Source organism: Ornithinimicrobium sp. CNJ-824, from assembly GCF_001942405.1.
Classification (GTDB): domain Bacteria; phylum Actinomycetota; class Actinomycetes; order Actinomycetales; family Dermatophilaceae; genus Ornithinicoccus; species Ornithinicoccus kibberensis.
Map to the genome: position 1 here is coordinate 127,732 of NZ_MKKA01000059.1, position 21,932 is coordinate 149,663.

General features: G+C 73.0%; 13 protein-coding genes and 2 pseudogenes. 9 read left to right on the forward strand and 6 right to left on the reverse strand.

Annotated elements, in window-relative coordinates; translation table 11 throughout:
- The first annotated feature begins 36 nt into the window (after positions 1–36).
- The 3 genes and pseudogenes from BJF81_RS14415 (at position 37) to BJF81_RS14425 (ending at position 5,732) form a co-directional block, all read left to right on the forward strand.
- A pseudogene (locus BJF81_RS14415) lies at positions 37–3,943 on the forward strand (DNA polymerase III subunit alpha).
- 29 nt (positions 3,944–3,972) lie between these two features.
- Positions 3,973–5,196, forward strand: a complete 1,224-nt coding sequence (dinB, locus tag BJF81_RS14420) for a DNA polymerase IV (RefSeq protein WP_342447162.1) — start codon at positions 3,973–3,975, stop codon at positions 5,194–5,196.
- Positions 5,197–5,261: 65 nt separating this feature from the next.
- On the forward strand, positions 5,262–5,732 hold the full coding sequence (locus BJF81_RS14425) for a DUF3040 domain-containing protein (RefSeq protein ID WP_075958920.1): 471 nt from the start codon (positions 5,262–5,264) through the stop codon (positions 5,730–5,732).
- Between the two features lie 57 nt (positions 5,733–5,789).
- Here BJF81_RS14425 and BJF81_RS14430 read toward each other — a convergent pair whose 3' ends face one another.
- The 6 genes and pseudogenes from BJF81_RS14430 to BJF81_RS17725 form a co-directional block, all read right to left on the reverse strand.
- Entirely contained in the window at positions 5,790–6,272 is a 483-nt protein-coding gene (locus BJF81_RS14430; protein WP_075958954.1) for a DUF456 domain-containing protein, read from the reverse strand.
- 105 nt (positions 6,273–6,377) lie between these two features.
- Positions 6,378–6,593, reverse strand: coding sequence for a DUF7455 domain-containing protein (locus BJF81_RS14435; protein ID WP_075958921.1), 216 nt, complete (start codon positions 6,591–6,593; stop codon positions 6,378–6,380).
- Between the two features lie 882 nt (positions 6,594–7,475).
- Positions 7,476–10,997, reverse strand: coding sequence for a thiol reductant ABC exporter subunit CydC (gene cydC / locus BJF81_RS14440; protein ID WP_075958922.1), 3,522 nt, complete (start codon positions 10,995–10,997; stop codon positions 7,476–7,478).
- Positions 10,998–11,012: 15 nt separating this feature from the next.
- Positions 11,013–12,113: a cytochrome d ubiquinol oxidase subunit II gene (gene cydB, locus BJF81_RS14445; RefSeq protein WP_075811989.1), complete on the reverse strand. Its 1,101-nt coding sequence runs from the start codon at positions 12,111–12,113 to the stop codon at positions 11,013–11,015.
- Between the two features lie 45 nt (positions 12,114–12,158).
- Positions 12,159–13,624, reverse strand: a pseudogene (locus BJF81_RS21660) (cytochrome ubiquinol oxidase subunit I).
- Between the two features lie 204 nt (positions 13,625–13,828).
- Complete coding sequence (locus tag BJF81_RS17725) at positions 13,829–14,068, reverse strand: hypothetical protein (RefSeq protein WP_143780878.1); 240 nt, start codon at positions 14,066–14,068, stop codon at positions 13,829–13,831.
- Positions 14,069–15,596: 1,528 nt separating this feature from the next.
- Between BJF81_RS17725 and BJF81_RS14460 the strand changes: the two genes are divergently transcribed.
- The 6 genes from BJF81_RS14460 to lnt are packed head-to-tail and all read left to right on the forward strand — an operon-like array spanning position 15,597 to position 21,864.
- A complete protein-coding gene (locus BJF81_RS14460; protein WP_446740564.1) occupies positions 15,597–16,205 on the forward strand; it encodes a DsbA family protein in 609 nt (202 codons plus the stop codon).
- Between the two features lie 30 nt (positions 16,206–16,235).
- Positions 16,236–16,853, forward strand: coding sequence for a vitamin K epoxide reductase family protein (locus BJF81_RS14465; protein WP_075811993.1), 618 nt, complete (start codon positions 16,236–16,238; stop codon positions 16,851–16,853).
- A 50-nt stretch (positions 16,854–16,903) separates the two neighbouring features.
- Complete coding sequence (locus tag BJF81_RS14470; RefSeq protein ID WP_075958923.1) at positions 16,904–17,329, forward strand: ArsR/SmtB family transcription factor; 426 nt, start codon at positions 16,904–16,906, stop codon at positions 17,327–17,329.
- On the forward strand, positions 17,326–19,317 hold the full coding sequence (locus BJF81_RS14475; protein ID WP_075958924.1) for a heavy metal translocating P-type ATPase: 1,992 nt from the start codon (positions 17,326–17,328) through the stop codon (positions 19,315–19,317). The genes BJF81_RS14470 and BJF81_RS14475 overlap by 4 nt, the downstream gene beginning before the upstream one ends.
- Positions 19,314–20,228, forward strand: coding sequence for a cation diffusion facilitator family transporter (locus BJF81_RS14480; RefSeq protein ID WP_075811999.1), 915 nt, complete (start codon positions 19,314–19,316; stop codon positions 20,226–20,228). The genes BJF81_RS14475 and BJF81_RS14480 overlap by 4 nt, the downstream gene beginning before the upstream one ends.
- Positions 20,221–21,864, forward strand: coding sequence for an apolipoprotein N-acyltransferase (lnt, locus tag BJF81_RS14485; protein WP_083664264.1), 1,644 nt, complete (start codon positions 20,221–20,223; stop codon positions 21,862–21,864). Before BJF81_RS14480 ends, lnt begins: the two co-directional genes overlap by 8 nt.
- Positions 21,865–21,932: the final 68 nt, after the last annotated feature.

Sequence of the window (21,932 nt, forward strand, 5' to 3'; positions counted from 1 at the left end):
GTCCCACCCCTTCCCGTGACAGGACCCGTGATCCCCATGCCCGTCCCCCCGCCCGACGACTTCGTCCACCTGCACGTGGCCTCCAGCGCGTCGATGCGCTACGCGCCTCGCACCCGGACGAGCTGGTGGACCGGGCGGTCGAGCTGGGCCAGTCCGCGCTCGCCCTGACCGACCGGGACGGGCTCTACGGCGCGGTCCGGTTCGTCCGGGCCTGCTCGGCGGCCGGGCTCACCCCGGTGCTGGGGGTCGACCTGGCCCTGGGGCAGGGTGCCGGGCCCGGCACCGGAGCCGTATCCGGGCCCGACGCCCGTGGACGGTCGGACGACGACCTGTCCGGCCCGGCCCGGATCGAGCTGGGGGCCCCAGGGCGGGCCTCCCCGGCCAAGGGCGGCAGCCTCGTGGACGACCAGCGGCCCCGGGTCGTCGTCCTCGCCCGGGGCCAGCGCCCCGGGCTGGCCCCCGGCACCGGGTGGGCACGGCTGTGCCGGCTGGTCACCCAGACCCACCTCGCGGGGGAGCGGGGGGTGCCGCGCACCCGGCCCGACCTCCTCGCCCGGGCGGCCGCCCCCGTCGACGGCGTCGCGCCGGTGGTGGTGCTCCTGGGACCGGACTCCGACGTCGGCCGCGCCGTGCTGGCCCGGCGCCGCGACCTGGCCAGGGCCAGGCTGCAGGCGTGGCAACGCCTGCTGCCGCCGGGTGCGCTGCGGGTCGAGCTCGTCGTCCACGGCGGCCCCGAGGGCACCCCCGGCAGCCTGGGGCACGCCGCCCGCGCCTGGGCGCTGGCCCGCGAGTGCGACGTCCCCGCCGTGCTCACGGCGGCGGTCCGGCACGCCGTCCCCGAGCAGGCCCGGGTGGTCGACGTCCTCGACGCCGCCCGCCGGATGGTCGCCCTCGACGAGCGCCACCTCGACCGGGTCAGCACCGCCGGCCACCTGGCCACCACCGCGACCATGCACGCCCGGGCCCGGTCGCTGGCCGAGGCGGCCGGTGCCGGTGCCGACGCCGGCACGCTGCTGCGGGACACCCTGGCGCTGGCCGGCGAGTGCTCCCAGGACGCCCGCTCCGACCTGGGCATCGGGTCGGTCCACCTGCCCGAGCCGCAGGTGCTCGGCGTGGCCGGGGTCGGCCAGGCCCACGAGGTCCTGACCCGGCGGTGCGCCGACGCGGTGCCGGCCCGCTACCCCGGCGCGGGCACCGCATACCTGGAGCGGGTCCGTCGCCGGCTGGACGAGGAGCTGGGCGTGATCGCCGGGCTGGGCTACCCCACCTACTTCCTCACCGTCGCCGCCGTGTGCGACCTCATCCGCGACCACGGGGTCCGTGTCGCGGCCCGGGGCTCGGGGGCCGGGAGCCTGGTGACCTACCTGCTCGGCATCAGCGGCGTCGACCCGATGGAGCACGGGCTGCTGATGGAACGGTTCTGCTCGCCGCTGCGCGCGCAGCTGCCCGACATCGACATCGACGTCGAGTCGGCCCGGCGCACCGAGATGTACGAACGCATCCTGGAGCGGTTCGGCTCCGAGCGGGTCACCACCGTCTCCATGGCCGAGACCTACCGGGTGCGGCACGCCGTCCGCGACGTCGCCGCCACCCTGGGGATGCCGCCCGGGGAGGTCGACGTGCTGGCCAAGGCGTTCCCGCACGTGCGTGCCCGGGACGCCCGGGCCGCCGTCCGCGACCTGCCCGAGCTGCGCACCGCCGGCCTGGACGCCCCCCGGATGCAGCTGCTGCTGGAGCTGGTGGAGTCCCTCGACGGGCTGCCCCGGCACATCGCGATGCACCCGTGCGGGGTGATCCTGTCCGACACCGCCCTGCTGGACCGCACCCCGGTGGAGGCCAGCTGGCTGGGGTTCCCGATGAGCCAGTTCGACAAGGACGACGTCGAGGAGATGGGGCTGCTCAAGCTCGACGTGCTCGGCATCCGGATGCAGTCGGCGATGGCCCACGCCGTCCAGGAGGTCGCCCGCGTCGACGAGGTCCGGGTCGACCTGGACGACCGGGCCCAGGTGCCGCTGGACGACGAGGACACCTACGCCCTGATCCAGTCCACGCGGACCCTCGGCTGCTTCCAGATCGAGTCGCCCGGCCAGCGTGAGCTGGTCGGCAAGTTCGCCCCGGAGACCTTCTCCGACATCATCATCGACATCTCGCTGTTCCGGCCCGGGCCGGTCAAGTCGGACATGATCCGTCCCTTCCTGCACGCCCGGCAGGGGTGGGGCGAGCCGGAGTACCTGCACCCCAGCCTCGAGCCCTACCTGGAGCAGACCTGCGGGGTCGTGGTCTTCCACGAGCAGGTGCTGCAGATCGTGGCCGAGACCACCGGGGTCAGCCTGGCGCAGGCCGACGAGGTGCGCCGGGCCATGGGCACGCCGCAGGGCCAGGGCGAGGTCGAGCTGTGGTGGCGGGCCGCGGCGGCCGACCGCGGCTACCCCCCCGAGGACGTCGACCGGATCTGGGAGGTGCTCGCGGCGTTCGCCTCGTTCGGCTTCTGCAAGGCGCACGCGGCGGCGTTCGCCCTGCCGACCTACCAGTCGGCCTGGTTGAAGACCCACCACACGGCCGCGTTCCTGGCCGGGGTGCTCACCCACGACCCGGGCATGTACCCCAAGCGGCTCATCCTCGACGAGGCCCGCAGCATGGGGGTCCACGTCCTGGGGCTGGACGTCAACGCCTCCACCGACGTCTACCGGGTGGAGCGGGTCGCGGAGGACGGAACCGCCGGGGTCGGCGCGGAGGGCGGAGCCGGCGACGGGAACGTCGCGGAGGAGGACGTCCGGGGCGGTGCGCGGCCCGTCCTGGGCCGGGGTCCCGACCGGGTCGACCGGGTGATGGCCGCGGTGGAGCGGCGGGCGCACCGCTACGGCATCCGGCTCTCGCTGGCCGACGTCAAGGGCATCGGCGAGGACGAGGTGCGGCGGATCGTCGCCGGGCAGCCCTACTCCTCGCTGTCGGACCTGTGGCAGCGGGCGCGGCCCAGCCGGCCCACGGCCGAACGGCTCGTCCTCGCGGGCGGGTTCGACGCCCTGCACCGGGTGGGTCGCCGGGCCGCCGGGCGGGGCGGGCTGACCCGCCGCGACCTGCTGCTGCACGTGCGCGAGCTGGACCGGTGGAGCCGGCACGTCGACACCGCCTCGGGACGCAGCCGCGCCGGACGCCGGCGACCGGCGCCCGTGGTCGAGGGGGAGGTCGCCGCCCGCACCCGGGCCCAGGCCGTGGGGCGGCGCGGCTGGCACGAGCAGGCCGGGCCCGCCACCCAGCTGGCCCTCGACCTGGGCGACGAGCCGACGGTCGTGGGCAGCGGGCTGCCGGAGATGACCCCGGCCGAGCAGCTGCACGCCGAGCTGGAGGTCCTCGGCCTGGACGTCAGCCAGCACGTCGTCGCCGCCTACGGACCCATGCTGGCCGAGCTGGGGGTGACCCGGTCCCGCGACCTGCTCTCCCGGCGCAACGCCGCCGAGGTGCTGCTGGCCGGGGCCAAGGTGGCCACCCAGACCCCGCCCGTGCGCTCCGGACGCCGGGTGGTCTTCCTCACCCTCGACGACGGGACCGGCCCGGCCGACGCGACCTTCTTCGAGGACGTGCAGGGTCCGTACGCCACGACGATCTTCCACTCCTGGCTGCTGCTGGTGCGCGGGTGGTGCGTCGCACCGGGCCGCGCGGGGTCTCGGTCCGCGCCACCGGGGCGTGGGAGCTGGGCCCCCTGTCCCAGGCGTGGGAGCGGGACGGGGTCGAGGGGGTGCGCGCGGCGATGGCCGCCGTCGAGGAGCAGGCCCGGGCGCTGGCGGCCGCCGCCGACGGCGCCGCGCCCGACCGACGGGTCCTCGTGCACGCCTCGGGGTTCCGGCAGTCGCCCTACGCCGACGTCCGGCCCGCCGGCGGCCACGCCCGGGGAACCCCCGCGGCCAAGCTGTGGCACTCCAGCCCGGGGAGCTCGGGATGGTGAGGCCGACGGTGGACGTCCTGCACGTCGACATGGACGCCTTCTACGCCGCGGTGTCCCTGCTCGACCGGCCCGAGCTGCGCGGCCGGCCGGTGGTCGTCGGCGGAGGATGGCGCAGCGTGGTGCTCTCGGCCACCTACGAGGCCAGGGCGTTCGGGGTGCGCTCGGGGATGCCGATGGCCACCGCGCGCCGGCTGTGCCCGGCGGCGGTCGTCGTCCGCCCCGACCACGACCGCTACGCCCGGGTGTCGGAGGCGGTGATGGCGGTCTTCGCCGAGGTCACCCCCCGGGTGGAGCCGGTGTCGATGGAGGAGGCCTTCCTCGACGTCTCCGCCACCGCCCGGCAGTGGGGGACGCCCCGGCAGATCGGCCAGTGGATCAGGGACACCGTCGCCGACGAGCAGGGGCTGACCTGCTCCGTGGGCGGGGCACCGACCAAGACGGTGGCCAAGATGGCCTCCCGGGCGGCCAAGCCCGACGGGATGCGGCTGGTCTCCCGCCGGGAGGTGGTCCCCTTCCTGCACCCGCTGCCGGTCGGTGCCCTCTGGGGCGTGGGGGAGGCCACCGAGTCCGAGCTGCACCGGCTCGGGCTGCACACGGTGGGCCAGCTGGCCCACGTGCCGGTCGCGACCCTGCGCCGGGCGTTCGGGGAGCAGACGGCCCACCGGCTGCTCGGCCTGGCCTGGGGGCGGGACGACGACCCGGTCACCCCGGCGCGCCGGGAGCGCAGCGTGGGGTCCTCGGAGACCTTCGCCCACGACGTCGACGACCCGGTGGTGGTGCGTCGCCAGCTGCTCCACCTGGCCGAGCGGACCGCCAGCCGGATGCGGCACGCCGGCGTCCTGGGCCGCACCGTGGTGCTCACGGTCCGGTTCTCCGACTTCACCACGATCACCCGCTCGCGCACCGTCGCGGTGCCCACCGACGTGACCCGGGACGTGCACGCCACCGCCTGCGCGCTCTACGACGCGCTCGGGCTGCAGCGGGCCCGGGTCCGGATGCTCGGCGTGCGGGTCGAGGGGATCACCGACGCCGGGACCACGCTCGTCCAGGGCCGGCTGGACGAGCCGGAGAAGGGGTGGCGGGAGGCCGAACGGGCCGTGGACCGCGCCGCGGCCCGGTTCGGCCGGCACGCGGTCCGCCCCGCGAGCCTGCTCCCGGAGCGTCCCCGGGACGTCCCCGCGCGCCGTCCGACCCCTCCGTCGGGGCGTGCGGGAACTCCCGCTAGTGATTCGCGCGTTGGCGTCATATCCTGATCCCCAAGACATGGGCGTCGGCAGCACCCCGGCCGAGGCCCGCCTTACCACCACCGGAGGTCCCCGTGCCCCTCTCCGAACACGAGCAGCGCGTCCTGCAGCAGATGGAGAAGGCGCTCTACGCCGAGGATCCCCGCCTGGCCACGACCCTGAAGAGCACCGCGTCCCGCGGTGGCGGGCGGGGCCTGGACCGCCGCCGCATGGCCCTGGGGGTCCTCGCCGCCGTCGGCGGGCTCGCGCTGGTCGTCGTCGGCGTCATGTCGCAGATGATCTGGGTCGGTGCCGTGGGCTTCCTGGCGATGGTGCTGGGCGGTGCGTGGGCGGCGACGCCGGGCCATGCCGCCGGCCCCACCCTCACCGCCGTCGGTCCCGACGGCAGGCCGCGCGGCGGCGGCCCCGGACGGGGCGGCCGTGGCGGCGGAGGTGGCGGTGGAGGTGGCCGCGGGCCCAAGCCGCCGAGGGCGCCCAAGGGTGGTTCGTTCATGGACCGCATGGAGCAGCAGTGGGACCGGCGCAAGGAGCAGGGCCCCTTCTGAGCGGCCCGGCGCACCAGGCCCAGGCCCGCCCGCCGCACCCGGCCCGGCCCCCCAGGGTCAGCGCACGAAGAGCACCGTCACCGCCCACACCGCGATGATCGCGAAGGCAGTGGCCAGCTCGATGAGGATGTTGGTGCCGACCGCCCGCAGCGCGTGGCGGGTGGCCCACCAGGCCTCGGTGCGGTCCCGGGTGCGGGCCAGCGAGATGAGGAAGATTCCCACCGGGAACCCGACGAACAGCCCCACCACGGGGATGACGAACGCGCCCACGACCGCCGCGACCACGCCGGCCACCAGGGTGCTGGTGCCCACCCCCGCCCGCCGCATGCGCTGACCGGGGACCAGCCACTGCAGGGCCGTCCCGGCCAGGAACAGCACCAGGGTGACGCCCAGCACCACCCACCCGCTCGTGCTCGGCGACTCGAGCGCCCAGATGAGCACCGCGACGACCACGAGCAGCAGACCGGGCAGGACGGGCACGACGATGCCGAGCACGCCGACGGCCATGAGCAGGGCGAGCACGATCTCCAGCACGGTCATGGGCAGCCAGTCTGCCAGCCAGGGGAGGGCCCGGGACGCAGGACGCCCGCGCACGCTCGGGGCGTGCGCGGGCGGTCCGCGTGCGGTCGTCGCGAGCGCGGTGGCTCAGAGAGCCGGGCTCTCCTCGGCGTGCAGCCGGTGCGTCTCGTCGAGGATGTCGACGTCCTGCAGGTGGCGCAGCTTGTCGAGGTGCTCGCGGCCGTGGTGGGCGCAGAAGTGCAGCTCGAGGCCGTCACCCAGGCGCGCACGCACGTAGGCCTGGGCACCGCAACGGTCGCAGCGGTCGGAAGCGGTCAGCTCGGGGGTCAGCGTGGCGTTCACGTCGGTCTCCTCTCCTGGCCCCAGGGTGGTCGGTCCCCTCCTGGTGCCTCTCAGTCAAGCACGACAACGTCCCGTGGCCGGGACTTTGTGCCCCGGGCGAGGGGTGTTTCGCTCAGCGCGTAGCCGGGAATGCAGGCCCGCATCCCCGGGCCCGTCGCTGTAGGTTCTCGCGCGGATTGTCATCGCCGCGAGCCGTTGACCTGCGATGGGACAGATTGTCGGGACGCCGACCGTCTCACCAACTTGTCCGAATCCTCATGGTGAGCCCATCCCGTGGCTTGGCTCCGCCGGCCAGCATCGCCGGACGGCAGAGCACTGGAGCCAGCCTGGGTCGCTCCAACTTGGGTGAGCATGCGTCGTCCGCCCGCCGGCGTGCACGCCCGTCGCTACGGTACCGACGACGTCGATGTACAGGATGGCACCATCGACAGTGGCCGTCCCACATGAGGATCGTCGCTGGAACAGGGGCCCGGTCATCGATCCACGTCAATGTCCATGGGCTGGTTCGCCGGGATGATGTGGTGCTGGGGCAGGCGGATGGCAACAACGGCGGCGAGCAGAGCGACAGCAATCCCGACGGTTAGAGCGACGCTCAGGCCGCTGTTGTAGAGGGGGGTCGGAGGGCTTGGCCGCGCTGGCCACGATGGCGAAGTACGTGCTCCCCACGGTGGCGAATCCGCGGCTGGCGGAGAACTGACCAACGCTGTTTGACACCCCGGAGGCTTCGGAGGCGTGGTTGCGCGACACCCGGGAGAGGGCCGTCTCGGTCAGCGGGCCGACGACCAGCCCCATACCGAGGCCACCGATCGCGCTACCGCAGGAAGTGCCAGAACGCCGGCCCTGCCGGGGCGAGGAGCACGACCGCGACGACCAGGGACATGCCTAGCCGATCCTGGCCACCTGCGCTGATCGAGCCTTTCCGAGGTGCACCTGCTCGGTGACCCAGCCGGCGCCGCTCCCGGGCCGGTGGCTGACCATCACGACGACGCCGTCGTCCGCCGGGCGGGAGGCGAGCAGGCCGGCCAGGGCCCGCTCGGCGGTGGCGTCGTCGAGGTGCGCGGTGGGCTCGTCGAGGAGGACGACCGGACGGGCCGAGACCAGGGCACGGGCGAGGGACAGCCGGGCGCGCTCGCCGCCGGACAGGCCGGACAGCCGGGTGTCCAGGCCGTCGGACAGGGTGTCGTACCAGTGCCCCAGGTCCACCGCGTCCAACGCGGCGAGCAACTCATCGTCGCTCGCCTCCGGCGCGGCCAGGACGAGGTTGGCCCGCACCGAGCCCAGGAAGGCGTGCGGCTCGTCGTCGACCACGGCGATCGCGCCGCGCACCTGGCCGAGCGGCAGGTCGCGCACGTCCTGGCCGTCGGCGGTGCAGCTGCCCGTCGCGGGGTCCAGGTGCCGCGCCAGCAGCGCGAGCGCGGTCGACTTGCCGGTGCCGTTGGGCCCGGTGAGCGCCACACGGGTGCCCGGCGGCAGGTCCAGGTCGAGCGGTGGCAGGTCGAGGGAGGTATGCGGCGGGCCCTCGCCCCCCGCCCCTGCCCGGGCGGGGCTGGCCGTCCAGCTCGCGCCGGCCCTGTTCAGGGCCAGGTGGGTGATTGGTGCGCGGCCGGTCTGGTCCTCGTCCTGCGCGCCGCCGGTCGCGACCGCGGGCCCCTGGTCCAGCACCCGGGCGAGCCGGGCCGCGGCGGCCCGCGCCCGGGCGCGGGCCCCGGCGATGTCGGCGGAGTCGGTCCAGGGGTCGGCCAGGGCGAGGGGGATCAGCGCGACCATCGCGGCGTAGGGTGCGGAGAGCAGGCCGGCGGTGTGGGCCGACCAGGTCAGCTGGGCCACGACCGCGGTGGTCGCGGCGACGACCAGCCAGAGGCCGAGGATGGTCAGCGCCCGGGCGCGGATCAACCGGGTCTCGAGAGCCTGCTGTGCCTCCTCCGCCTCGGCCACCGGCCGCACCAGGGGCCGGGGGTCGGCGTCGACGCCGGTGACGGCCTGCACCGCCAGCAGCCGCGAGGTCAGCGCGGTCGTCAGGTGTTGCACCTGTCCGCGGCTGCGCACCGCCTGGCCCTGGGCCGAGTGCTCGAGCACGTACCCGGCGGCGCTGACCGCCAGCACCAGCAGCGCACCCGCGGCCAGGGCGAGGCCGGCGGCGGGCACGTGCCAGCCGGCGAGGACCACGCCGACGACGGTGGCCAGGACCGCAGACCACGCGGGGACGGTGACGCGGACCCGCTCGTCGACGACGTCGTCGAGGTCGCGCACGACGGTGGTCAGCACCTCACCGCGGCTGCGTCGGCCGAGCCGGGCCGGGGTCAGCGGGATGAGCCGGGCGAAGACGTCCGCCCTCCGGTCGGCCAGCTCCTCCAGCGCGACGTCGTGGGAGACCACTCGCTCGGCGTAGCGGAACACCGGCCGGAAGATGCCGAACGCCCGCACTCCGACGATCGCCACCAGCAGGGTCAGGATCACCGGCTGCGTGGAGGCCTGCACGATCAGCCACCCGGAGGTGGCGGTGAGGGCCACGCCGCAGGCGACGGAGGCGCCGCCGATGAGGCAGGCGAGGACGAGGCCGTGCCGACCCCGAGGCGTCTCGATCGGGGCGACGACACCGGGCTCGGGGTGGGCTCCGTCCCCGGGGCCGGCCGTCCCGTCGCTGTCGTCCTTCTCCCTGGCGTTGCCCATCCCCCCGGCGCGGTCACGGTGCGCGGTGGTCACACCTGCGCCGGTGGTGGGGACGCGCGCGTGGAGCGGAGCGGGCGGACGGTGCCGTGCGGGCGCGGGTGCGGGCTCGACCCGCCACCGGTCGTCGGCCAGGGCGGCGAGGTCGGGGTCGTGGGTGACGACGACCACCCGGCGGGTTCGGGCCAGGGCGGTGATGACGGTGTGCAGCGCGGGCAGGGAGGTGATCGCGACGTTGGCGGTCGGTTCGTCCAGCAGCACCAGGGGCGCGCCGCTGAGCGCGGCCCGGGCCAGCGCGAGGCGCGAGCGCTGCCCGGCAGACAGGCCGAAGCCGTCGTCCCCGAGCACGGTGTCCAGCCCCTCGCGCCCGGCCAGGGCGTCCCACAGCCCCACCCGGTCCAACGCCGCGACCATCTGCGGGCCGGTCAGGCCTTCGTCCACCAGGGCCAGGTTGTCCCGCACCGTGCCGGGCAGGATGACCGGGCGCTGGGCGGCGAGGTGGGCCCGCGGTGCGACGACCTGCCCGGCGTCGGGGGTGCGCAAGCCCGCCAGCAGCTCGAGCACGGTGGTCTTGCCCGCGCCGGAGGGGCCGGTCAGCGCGGTCAGCCCCGGGTCCGCGAGGCTGGTCAGGCTCACGTCGACGATGCTGCGCCTGCGGCCCGGATGGGCGTAGGAGACGCCGGCGAGGCCGACCTGGTCGGGTCTGAGGGCGGTGCGGTCGGCGGCGACCCCGTCCGGTCCGGACCTGGTCGCGGCCGCCGCGGCCGGCCCTGCTCCGGTGGTGCCCTCCTCGCCCTGCTCATCCAGCACCCCCTCGGCGCGCAGCTTCTCCAGGGTCTCGGCGCCGTCGGCGGCGTTGTGGAACTCGGCGCCGACCCGGCGGATCGGCCAGTAGGCCTCCGGGGCCAGCAGGATCGCGGCGAAGCCGGTGAGCAGGTCCAGCTGCCCGAAGGCCAGCCGCAGTCCGACCGCGACCGCGACCAGCGCGACGGAGATGGTGGCCAGCAGCTCCAGCGCGGCGGTCGTCAGGAAGGCGGTGCGCAGCGTCTGGACGGTGGCCCTGCGGTGCCGGTCCCCGACCTCGCGCACGACGTCGACCTGGGCCCAGGCGCGGCCGTATCCGACCAGCGTCGGCAGGCCGCGGACCACGTCGAGAAAGTGGCCGGCGAGCAGCGCCATGGCTTCCCACCGGCGCTCGGTCTGGTCCTGGGTGTGCTGGCCGATGAGCGCCGCGAAGAGCGGGAGCAGCGGGACCGTCAGCACCACGATGAGGGCGCTCCACACGTCGATCACGGCCAGGGTGAGCACCGCCAGCACGGGCACCACCGCGCCGGTGACCAGGGCGGGCAGGTAGCGGGCGACATACGGCTCGACGGCCGAGACCCCCTCGGTCGCCCGGGTGACCGCGACCTCCGCCGGCGGCCGGGTCTCCTCCGGCCGACGCAGCCAGCGCCGCAGCACGGCCAGCCGCAGCACGGCCGCGACCCGCAGGCCGGCGACGCGGGCGACGTGCTCGGTGAGCCCGGCCAGGACGCCGCGGGCGGCGAGGAGCAGCACCAGCCAGGTCAGCGGTCCCGTCAGGTCGCCGCCGGTGACGACCCGGTGCACGGCCCAGGCCAGCGCCACCGCCTGGGCGATCGCCACCGCGCCGGAGACGACACCGACCAGCGAGAGCAGCGCCACCGGCCCGCGGGTGGCGGGCAGGGCTCGCAGGAGGGCGGGGTCGAAGGGACGCACGGTCGACAGGTCCGGTCAGGGGGTGCTGCCGGCGGGCTCGGCCCGGTCGTCGAGGCCGGTGGTCTCGCCGGTCACGGCCGCGTGGTGCACGGAGGTCGGGATGTGGTGGCCCTTGACCCGCCTGCGGAAGGCCCAGTAGGTCCACGACTGGTAGAGCAGCACGATCGGGGTGAAGATCAGCGCGACCACGGTCATGATGCCCAGCGTCTTCTGGCTGGAGGCGGCGTTCTCCACCGTGAGCGACCATTCCGGGTTCAGCGTGGACGGCATGACGTCGGGGTAGAGCGCGACGAACAGCGAGCCGACGGCGAGCAGGATCGTCACGAAGGTGCCGGAGAAGGCCCAGCCCTCGCGACCCTGGCGGGCGCTGCCCAGCGCCAGCAGCAGGGCGACGACGGCGACCGCGGCCAGCGCCCAGGAGACGACGGCCCCCCTCTCCAGGTGGATGACGGCCAGCCAGACCACCGCGAGCACGGCCGAGATCACGCCCACCCTGATGCCCAGGACGCGGGCGTCATACCGCAGCTGCCCGTCGGTCTTGAGACCGATGAACAGCGCCCCGTGCGTGACGAAGAGAGTGAGGGTGACCAGGCCGCCCAGCAGCGCGACCGGGTTGAGCAGGCCCCAGAAGCCGCCGACGTACTCCATCGAGGCGTCGATCGGCACGCCACGGACGATGTTGGTGAACGCCACGCCCCACAGCAGCGCCGGGACGACCGAGCCGAAGATGATCATGGCGTCCATCCGTCGACGCCAGCGGGCCGAGTCGACCTTGCCGCGGTACTCCAGCGCGACCCCGCGCACGATGAGGGCCACCAGGACGAGCAACAGCGGGATGTAGAAGCCGGAGAAGAGGGTGGCGTACCAGTGCGGGAACGCCGCGAAGGTCGCGCCGCCGGCCGTGATCAGCCAGACCTCGTTGCCGTCCCAGAACGGACCGATCGAGGACAGCATCTGCCGCCTGCGGGTCTCGCCGGACTCCTGGTCCGGGTCGTCCGGGTTCTCCCGACCGAGGACCGGCAGCAGCGCGCCGACGCCGAAGTCGAAGCCCTCCAGCACGAAGTAGCCGATCCACAGTACGGCGATGAGGATGAACCAGATCGTGGTCAGTTCCATGGTCACTTCTATCTTTCGATGGTGTCCGGGTATGCCGTGTCGGGGTCAGTAGGTGAAGACGAACGCGTCGTCGTCGGTGCGGCCCTTCGGGTCGTAGGAGGCGTCCTCGGGCACCACCTCGGCCCCGGCGCGGCCGTAGCGCAGGCTCAGCCCGACCATGAGCACCGCCAGCACACCGTAGAGCGCCGTGTAGACGACCATCGACAGGGCGACCGTGCCCGCCCCCACGCTGGGGGAGACCGCCGTCTGGGTGGTCATCAGGCCCATCACGACCCAGGGCTGGCGGCCCATCTCGGTGAAGATCCAGCCGAAGCTGTTGGCGAACAACGGCATGAAGAGCACCGTGGCCGCGGCCCAGCCCCACCACCGGCTGCCCTCCATCCGGGTCTCGCCGTCGGCGTCGCCCTTGCCGCGCAGGCGCCACAGGACCGCCATCCCGATGCCCATGCCGAGGAAGCCCAGGCCCATCATCAGCCGGAACGACCAGTAGGTGACCGGCATCAGCGGCCGGTAGTCCTCGACCTCGGTCAGGTCGTTGCCGGCGTAGGTCTGCACGTAGCGCTCCTGGATGCCGTTAACACCCTCGACCGCTCCCTCCAGATCACCGGTGGACAGGTAGGACAGCAGCTTGGGCACGGTCAGCGCCCAGACCTCCTCGGTGCCATCGAGAGAGCCGACGGTGATGATCGAGAACGGCGCGCCCTCACCCTCGGGGTAGTCCTCGTAGACGCCTCGGCCGCGGCCATCTTCATCGGCTGCACCTCGCTCATCACCTTGCCCTGCACGTCGCCGGAGACGATCACGCCGACGCCGGCGATGACCAGGGTCCAGGCACCGAGCTTGGCGGCCTTGCGGTACATCGGCTTGTCGCTCTGAGGGGTGCGGGTGCGCCACAGGTGCCACACGGCGAACGCGAGCACGAAGGCGCCACCGGTCATGTAGGCCGCGGTGAGCACGTGCGGGAAGGCGACCAGCTGGACCTTGTTGGTCAGCACCGCCAGGAAGTCGGTCAGCTCCGCGCGGCCGGTCTCGGGGTTGATCCAATAGCCGACCGGGTTCTGCATGAAGGAGTTGGCGGCCAGGATGAAGTAGGCCGACAGCACGGTGCCCAGGTGGATCAGCCACATGCAGGCGGTGTGCAACTTCTCCGGGATCCGGCCCCAGCCGAAGATCCACAGGCCCAGGAAGGTCGATTCCAGGAAGAAGGCCAGCAGTGCCTCGATCGCCAGCGGCGCCCCGAAGATGTCGCCGACGAAGCGGGAGTAGTCGGACCAGTTCATCCCGAACTGGAACTCCTGCACGATGCCGGTGACCAGGCCGAGGGCGAAGTTGATGGTGAACAGCTTGCCGAAGAACTTGGTCAGCCGCAGCCACTGCGGGTTGCGTGTGCGCATCCACTGGGTCTGCATGATCGCGACCAGCAGGCTCAGCCCGATGGTGATCGGGACGAAGAAGAAGTGGTAGACGGTGGTGATGCCGAACTGCCACCGCGCCAGGTCGAGTGCGTCCATCAAAACCCTCCCACGGGACCGTGCGTACTACGAGACGTCGTTAAACCATACCTCGCGGGTGAGTAGCTCAGACCCAGGTCCCGGGTGAGGACCTCGAACCTCGGGCGCGGGGCCGCGTTGACGAAGCTGTCCCACCCGGCCTTGCGGGACAGCCGGTAGCCGGCGGTGTCGTGCTCGCCCAGCCAGGCCGCCAAGGGTTGGTCTTCATTCGTCGAACACCTCCAGCCCGTCGGCGTCCGGATGCTCGTAGTAGCGGGCGAAGACGTCGCGCACGTCGTCGACCACCTCCAGCGGTTGCTGTCTGGAGCGTTCGGCGAGTAGATCGACCACGCCCGGCAGGGAAGCCACCTGCTCCGCCGGCGACGTCGGTTGTCCGTCCTCGCCCGTCGAGAGGGGCTGACTTTGCGGTGGAGTGCCGGTGCCGTGGCTGCGGGTGGTGGCCAACTTGAGCGCGAGAGACTTGTCCCGCCGGGATGGTGACTGCCTGCTTCGACCAGGCGCCCAGCGGGCCCTGGACCACGGTCAGCGGGTCGACGTGCCGGTTCTCGCGCAGTGCGAGCTTCTTGGTGTACTCCGAGGCGTCCTTGGAGAACGGCTGGTCCCCCCCGGGTGCGTGCTCCCACTCCAGCGGCGCGAAGGCTTTGGTGTGGGGCCGGGACGCCGTGGAAGGGCCACCAGCCGTCCTCGGCGCCGGTGGGTTGCGGTGTGACGCACTGGTAGAGCACGTTGGCCATTGCCGACGATGAACGTCGTGATCGACCGAGTCCGTCAGCGGGTGGACGAGGAGCACGGGCTTGGGGTCGTCCCGATGCCGTCGCGAGCGACCGCCTACCGGCGCCTGAGCGAGTTGTCGAAAGGACGGCATGCGTTCGGGCCGGGCAAGGCTCGCCGCTCGGTGGCGAACCGTCCCGGTGGCCGTACGGGCAGTTGCGGGCGACCGGCCGGGTGAGTACGTGGTGCTCGACACCACCCCGCTGGACGTGTTCGCGATGTAGCTGGTCACCCTGCGGTGGGTGCCGGTGGAGCTGACCGTCGTCCAGGACCTGGTCACCCGGGTGCGTCCTGGGCGTGCGGCTGTCGCCGGTGTCGACGAAGTCAGCCGACGAATCGACGAAGAGACGAAGTCCCCGCAGCACTGCCAGGCACGCCACGTCCCACGAGGATCAACGGAGCCAGGACGGTCTCGGAGAAGCCTGGCAGCCACCAGTCCCGCTGGTCCGGCCTCACGATAGGACTTGAGTCACCTCTCCAGGGTGCGCACCGACGCGTTCCCTCTGCCTGAGAAACCGACACGTTAGATGAGACACCCCACACCTTGAGCAGAGAGAAGAGATGTAGGTTCGCTGCACCTGTCGGACAAGCAGCCGTTTGACCTGCGCAGTGACACGTTGGTGAGACGCGGGCCGTCTCACCAACGTGTCGGAATCCTCAAGGGGGCAGGCGGATACCGGGCCAGAATGGCAGCGTGATCAAGTGGATGGAGTACAGACCGATGACGAAGGCCTCCGAGCCACCCTGGCTGACCACGGGTAGGTGGGGGCGTCGCATCGGACCTGCCCGAGGGGTTGAGCTGGCGCGGCGCCGCTCTCGGCTACGACGTCGATCTCGGGGGTGCAGTGTGACGCGTGTCCTCGACGTACCGGCCCGGCTTGGCCATCATGACGCCGCCGAGCGTCATGGGGGATGAAGGTGGCGACGAGGTACCCGTCACCCCCCGCAGGCCGGCCGTGGTGGTACTTCGACGCTGGAAACACGTTCTGTTCACTCGTCCTCTTCGGCCTCGCGCGTGGCGAGACTCCTCGGAAGGGGGCGCCTTCGGCCTGTGACCGTCCCCGACCGCGGGGGTCGGTATGAGGCGTCCTGTTTCCCCGGCGGAGGGTTCTCAGGGTCGGGCTTTACCATCCGGGGCGGGACCGGAGCGTCTCCGCGGCTTGACTTGACGATTGTCCGTGCCTGATGAAGGAGTGCCCTCTTGCGGCGTAACGTGATCCTGTCCCTCCTGCTGATCGGCGTCTTCGCCGCGGTGGTGGCCATCGCCGTGCAGCTGACCCGCCCGGCGTCGGCCCCGGGGGTCACTGACGCGGCAGGGGCGAGTTCGTCCGTGCCGGTGGCGCGCGAGGACAGCCACGTGCTGGACGACGCGGGGGAGGGGGCGCCGGTGCTGGTGGAGTTTTTGGACTTCGAGTGCGAGGCGTGCCTGGCGGCCTATCCGCTGGTGGAGCAGGTGCGGGAGCAGTACGCCGGAGAGCTGACGTTCGTGGTGCGCTACTTCCCGATCGACGGGCACGCGAACTCGATGACGGCGGCGGTGGCGGTGGAGGCCGCGGCCCAGCAGGGCAGGTTCGAGGACATGTACACGCGGATGTACCAGACCCAGACCGAGTGGGGCGAGCAGCAGGAGTCGAAGGCGCCGCTGTTCCGGGAGTTCGCGCAGGAGCTGGGGTTGGACATGGACGCCTATGACGCCGCGGTCGCGACCCGGCCACGCAGCAGCGCGTTGAGCGGGACCGGCAGGACGGTTTGGCGCTGGGGGTGCAGGGCACGCCGACGTTCTTCCTGGACGGAGAGCCGGTGCAGGTGACCTCGGCCGAGGACTTCCTTGCCCAGATCGATGCAGCCGTCAACGACTGAGTCGCGGCCGGTGTCGGACGCGTCCCCCCAGTCGGAGAAGCGAGCCTCGCCGACGACCGGCTGGGTCCTGCTGGTCTGCGGGTGGATCGGCCTGTCGGCGGCATTCGTGCTGCTGGTCGAGAAGATCCGGCTGGTCGCAGACCCCGCGTACGTGCCCAGCTGCAGCATCAGCCCGCTGCTGAGCTGCGGGTCGGTCATGAGCACCCCGCAGGCCGAGCTGCTCGGGTTCCCCAACCCGATCCTGGGCGTGGCCGGCTTCGCCGCCCTGGTCACGGTCGCCGTCACGGTGCTCAGTGGCGCCCGGCTGCCGTCCTGGTACTGGGGCGGACTGACCGTGGGCACGGGCCTGGGCACGGTGTTCGTGCACTGGCTCATCTTCCAGAGCCTCTACCGCATCGGGGCGTTGTGCCCGTACTGCATGGTCGTCTGGGTCGTCACGGTCACTGCCCTTGTCGCGGTGCTGGCCCGCTGGTCCCGCACCGGTGCGCTGCCCCGCTGGGTCGGGACATACGCCAGCAGCCTCGTCGTCGCCTGGGCTCTCGTGGTCGCCGGTCTGATCGCCGTCCGGTTCTGGGACTACTGGGTCACCCTGGTGTAGGAGTGTGCCCAGGGTGCGAAGACGCCCCCGCCATGCGCTATCATCGTCGTATGACGATGGCACCACGGAGCACGAGCGAGTCTGCGGACTCGTCGACAGACGGTCTGGACGTCGCCGCGGCGCTGTTCCACGGTTTGTCGGACCCGTCCCGGTTGGCGATCCTGCAGCACCTGACCCTGGGCGAGCACCGCGTCCGGGACCTCACCGAGCACCTGGGGCTGGCGCAGTCGACGGTGAGCGCGCACCTGGCGTGCCTGCGCGACTGCGGCCTGGTCGCGTCCCGGCCGCAGGGTCGGGCCTCGATGCTCTCGCTGACCAGTGCACCGGAGCTGCTCGGCGTGCTCGACGCCGCGGAGCGGCTGCTCGCCTCCTCTGGGTACGCGGTGGCCCTGTGCCCGAACTACGGAGTCGGGACCGAGGGCAACCCCGCCCCGGACCAGCTGCGCACCCACGCCGGACAGGAGGCGGGCGCGTGAGCGGCCAGGAGACCCCGGAGCGGGAGATCCTCGTGGACGCGTGCGGGTGCGAGATCACCCCGCCGCCTCCCACCGGTGGCGGTGAGGTCGAAGAACCGGTCACCCGGCTCTGGCAGGTGCGCGAGGTGCAGCTGGGTCTGCTCTCCGGTGCCCTGCTGGGTGGTGGGCTCCTCGCCGGGCTCGCGGGGTGGGAGACCGCCGAGCTGGTACTGGCCGCGGCAGCGCTGCTGGTGGGCGGGTCCACCTTCGTCCCGGGTGCGCTGCGGCGGCTGGCGCGCGGCAAGCTCGGCGTCGGCCTGCTGATGACGATCGGCGCCGTCGGCGCCACCCTGCTCGGGCAGGTGGAGGAGGCCGCCGCGCTGGCGTTCCTGTTCTCCCTCAGCGAGGGCCTGGAGGAGTACTCCCTGGCCCGGACCCGGCACGGCCTGCGGGCGCTGCTCGACCTGGTGCCCAAGGAGGCGACCGTACTGCGCGCCGGCCGCGAGCTCGTGGTCGACCCTGGGCAGCTGGTGGTCGGGGACGTCATGGTGGTCCGGCCCGGGGAGCGGCTGGCGACCGACGGGAGGGTGCGGACCGGCCGCAGCAGCCTGGACACCTCGGCGATCACCGGCGAGTCCATGCCGGTGGAGACCGGGCCCGGCCAGGACGTCTTCGCCGGGTCGATCAACGGCACCGGTGCCCTGGAGGTGGAGGTCACCTCCACCGCGCAGGACAACTCCCTGGCCCGGATCGTGCACGTGGTGGAGGCCGAGCAGTCCCGACGCGGCGCCACCCAGCGGCTGGCCGACCGGATCGCCGGGCCGCTGGTGCCCGGCATCCTCGTCGCCGCCGTCTTGACGGTCCTGCTCGGTGCCCTGCTGGGTGACCCGTCGGTCTGGGTGCACCGGGCCCTGGTCATGGTCGTGGCGGCCTCACCGTGCGCCCTGGCGATCTCGGTGCCGGTCACCGCGGTCGCCTCGATCGGGGCGGCCAGCCGCCGTGGGATCCTGGTCAAGGGTGGTGCCGCGATGGAGGCCCTGGGCAAGGTGCGCACCGTCGCCCTGGACAAGACCGGCACGCTGACCCGCAACCAGCCGACCGTGATCGACGTCGCCGCCGCGCCGGGTCACGACCGGGGCCAGGTGCTGGCGTGGGCGGCCGCGCTGGAGGCCCGCAGCGAGCACCCGCTCGCCGCGGCCATCCTGGCCGCCAGCCACGAGGTGCCCGCCGCCGAGGACGTGGATGCGGTCGTCGGCGCCGGGCTGGTCGGCACCGTCGACGGCGCGCGGGTCCGCCTCGGCAAGCCCACCTGGGTCGAGCCTGGCGCCCTCTCCTCGGCGGTGGCCGGTATGCAGCAGGCCGGCGCGACCGCGGTCGTGGTCGAGGTCGACGGCGACCCGGTCGGCGCCATCGCGGTCCGGGACGAGCTGCGGCCCGAGGCCGCCGAGGTCATCGCCCGTTTCCGGGAGCAGGGCTACACCGTGGCCATGCTCACCGGCGACAACCAGGTCACCGCCCAGGCCCTGGCCGCACAGGCAGGCATCGATCAGGTGTATTCAGACCTGCGTCCCGAGGACAAGTCCACGGTGGTCACCCGGCTGCGCGCCCACGGACCCACCGCGATGGTCGGCGACGGCGTCAACGACGCACCCGCGCTGGCCACCGCCGACGTCGGCGTCGCGATGGGCGCCATGGGCACCGATGTCGCCATCGAGACCGCCGACGTCGCCCTCATGGGCGATGACCTGCGGCTGCTGCCGTTCGCGTTCGACCACGCCCGCCGCACCCGGGCCATCATGGTGCAGAACGTCGTGCTCTCCCTGGCCCTCATCGCGGTCCTCATCCCGCTGGCCCTGCTGGGGGTCCTGGGCCTGGCGGCCGTCGTGCTCATCCACGAGCTGGCCGAAGTCGTCGTCATCGCCAACGGCGTCCGTGCCGGACGCTCCAGGCACCTACCCACCCCGAGCACCGCCCTTGAACGCGCCCGGCCAGAAGGAGCTCACGTATGAGCGCGGGTCACGACCACGGCGCCGCAACCACTCACCGGAGCCGCCTCGCCATAGCGTTCGCCATCACCACCACCATCCTCGTCGCCGAGGTCATCGGGGCGCTGTGGACAGGCTCCCTGGCCCTGCTGGTCGACGCCGGACACATGCTCACCGACGCCGCCGGGCTGCTCATGGCGCTGGTCGCCGCGTCACTGGCGCTGCGCCCACCGACCGCCGAGCGGACCTGGGGATTCCGCCGCGCCGAGGTCCTCGCCGCCGGCGCGCAGGCCACCGTGCTCCTGGGTGTCGGGATCTACGCCTTCGTCGAGGGCGTGCGGCGGCTCTACGAACCGCACGAGGTCAGCTCCACCGGCCTGCTGGTCTTCGGCATCGTCGGCCTGGCCGCCAACATCGCCTCCATGCTGGTCCTCAGCACCGGGCGGACCGCCAACCTGAACATGCGCGCGGCGTTCCTCGAGGTCGTCAACGACGCCCTCGGGTCTGTCGCCGTCATCGTCAGCGCCATCGTCATCGCCACCACCGGGTGGGTCCGCATCGATTCCATCGCCGGCATGCTCATCGCCGCCCTCATCATCCCACGCGCGATCATCATCCTGCGCGAGGCTGGGCACATCCTGCTGGAGTCCACCCCCAAGGGACTCGACCTGGACGACGTCCGCGCCCACGTCCTCGCCCTGCCGCACGTCCAAGACATCCACGACCTGCACGCCTCCACCATCGCCACCGGCCTGCCCGTGCTGTCCGCGCACGTCGTCCTGGACGAGGAGTGCTTCACCGACGGTCACGCCGCCGAGATGCTCGCCCAGCTCCAGGACTGCGTCGCCGCCCACTTCGAGGTCAGTATCGAGCACTCGACCTTCCAGCTCGAGCCACCGGGCCACGCCGCACGGGAGCACGCCGCGCATGCATAGGCTGGCCCGTCCGGTCCGGACGGGTCTGCGCACCGTCCCGCGGGTGCTCGGTGCCCGTCAGCTGCTCGGGCTGCTGGGTGGGGTCTGCCTGTGGCTGGCGTTCCCGGGGCACGACGTGTGGTGGCTGGCGGTCGTCGGTTGTGCTGCGTTGGCACTGGCCACTGCCGGCGCCACGTGGTGGGCCGGTGCGCTGTCGGGTGTGCTGCTCGGGCTGGCCTGGTTCACGCCGATGTTCACCTGGGCCGGCACCTACGCCGGTATCCCGGCGTGGCTTGGCATGAGCGTGGCCTCGGCCCTCTACCCGGCGGCTCTCGGTGCCGTGCTGGCGTTGCTGCAGCGCGGCGGCAGGGTTCGCCCGGTGATCGGTGCGGCCGCGTGGGTGCTGATGGAGTGGGCGCGCTCGGTCACCCCGTTCGGCGGCTTTCCCTGGGCTCGGCTCGGTTTCAGCCAGGCCGACTCGCCGATGCTGGGCGCGGTCAGCCTGCTCGCGGTCCCCGGGCTGGGGTTCTTGGTGGCCCTCGCCGGTGGGCTCCTCGCCGTGGCCGTGCAGCGCTTGATGGCGCCGGGTGGGGCCCAGCCGCGGCGGGCCGCCGTGGCCCTGGCTGGTGCCGCCGTCCTGGTGGCCGGTCCGGTGCTGGTGCCTCGTCCGACGGCGGGCGAGGCCGTGACCGTGGCGGCGGTCCAGGGTGACCTGCCCGACGGCTTCTCCCGGACGCTGACGGCCGAGCCGGGGGTGATGCTGGACCGGTACGCCGACGCCACCCACGCGCTGGCGGACGAGGTCGCCGCCGGTGGCACGCCTCCGGACCTGGTGGTGTGGCCCGAGGGCGCAACCGACCTGGACCCGCTCGACCCGCGTGCCGGGCAGGCAGCCACCGACCGGATCATGGGGGCGGTCGAGGCCGTCGGGGCACCAATGCTGCTCGGGGGCCTGTCCCGGCAGGGCGGGGCCGGTCCTGCCTTCAACATGGTGTTCAGCTACCTGCCCGGGCACGGGCTCGACCAGACGTACAGCAAGGTCTACCTGGCACCTTTTGGCGAGGTCATGCCGCTGCGACCGCTGTTGAGGTATCTCAGCCCGTGGGTGGACCGGATCGTCGACCTCAACGCCGGCGACCGCCCCGGCCTGATGCCGGTCCCGCTCGCCACGGGCCGGACCGTGAACCTTGGCCTGGCCATCTGCTTCGAGGTCGTCGTCGACCGCGCCGTGCGCGACCTCGTCACCGGTGGCGCGCAGCTGCTCGTGGTGCCCACCAGCAACGCCTGGTTCGGAGAGAGCGACCAGTCCGTGCAGCACCTGGCGGTCTCGCGGGTGCGGGCCGTCGAGTACGGCCGGTCCGTCGCGCACGTCAGCAACGTCGGTGTCTCCGGGCTCATCACCCCCGACGGTGTCGTCCACGCACGCAGCGACCCATACACGCAAGCCACCCTGCTCGGGCAGCTGCCGCTGCGCACCGAGCAGACCCTCGCCGTCCGCACGGGTCCCTGGGTGGTGCCCGCCGCCGCGGGCGTCGTGGTCCTGGGCATGGTGAGGATGGCTGTCCGTCGTCGGCGGGACCGGGTGGCTGGTCCGAGCGAGGCGGCCGAGATGAGGGTCGCCGAACGGTCTGTCCCTCCGACAGCAGGCGGTCGATGAACAGGCGTGAGACGACCCTGCTGCGGTGGCCAGCCGGTGCTGGGCGCGCCCGAGCGTGGATACTTCGC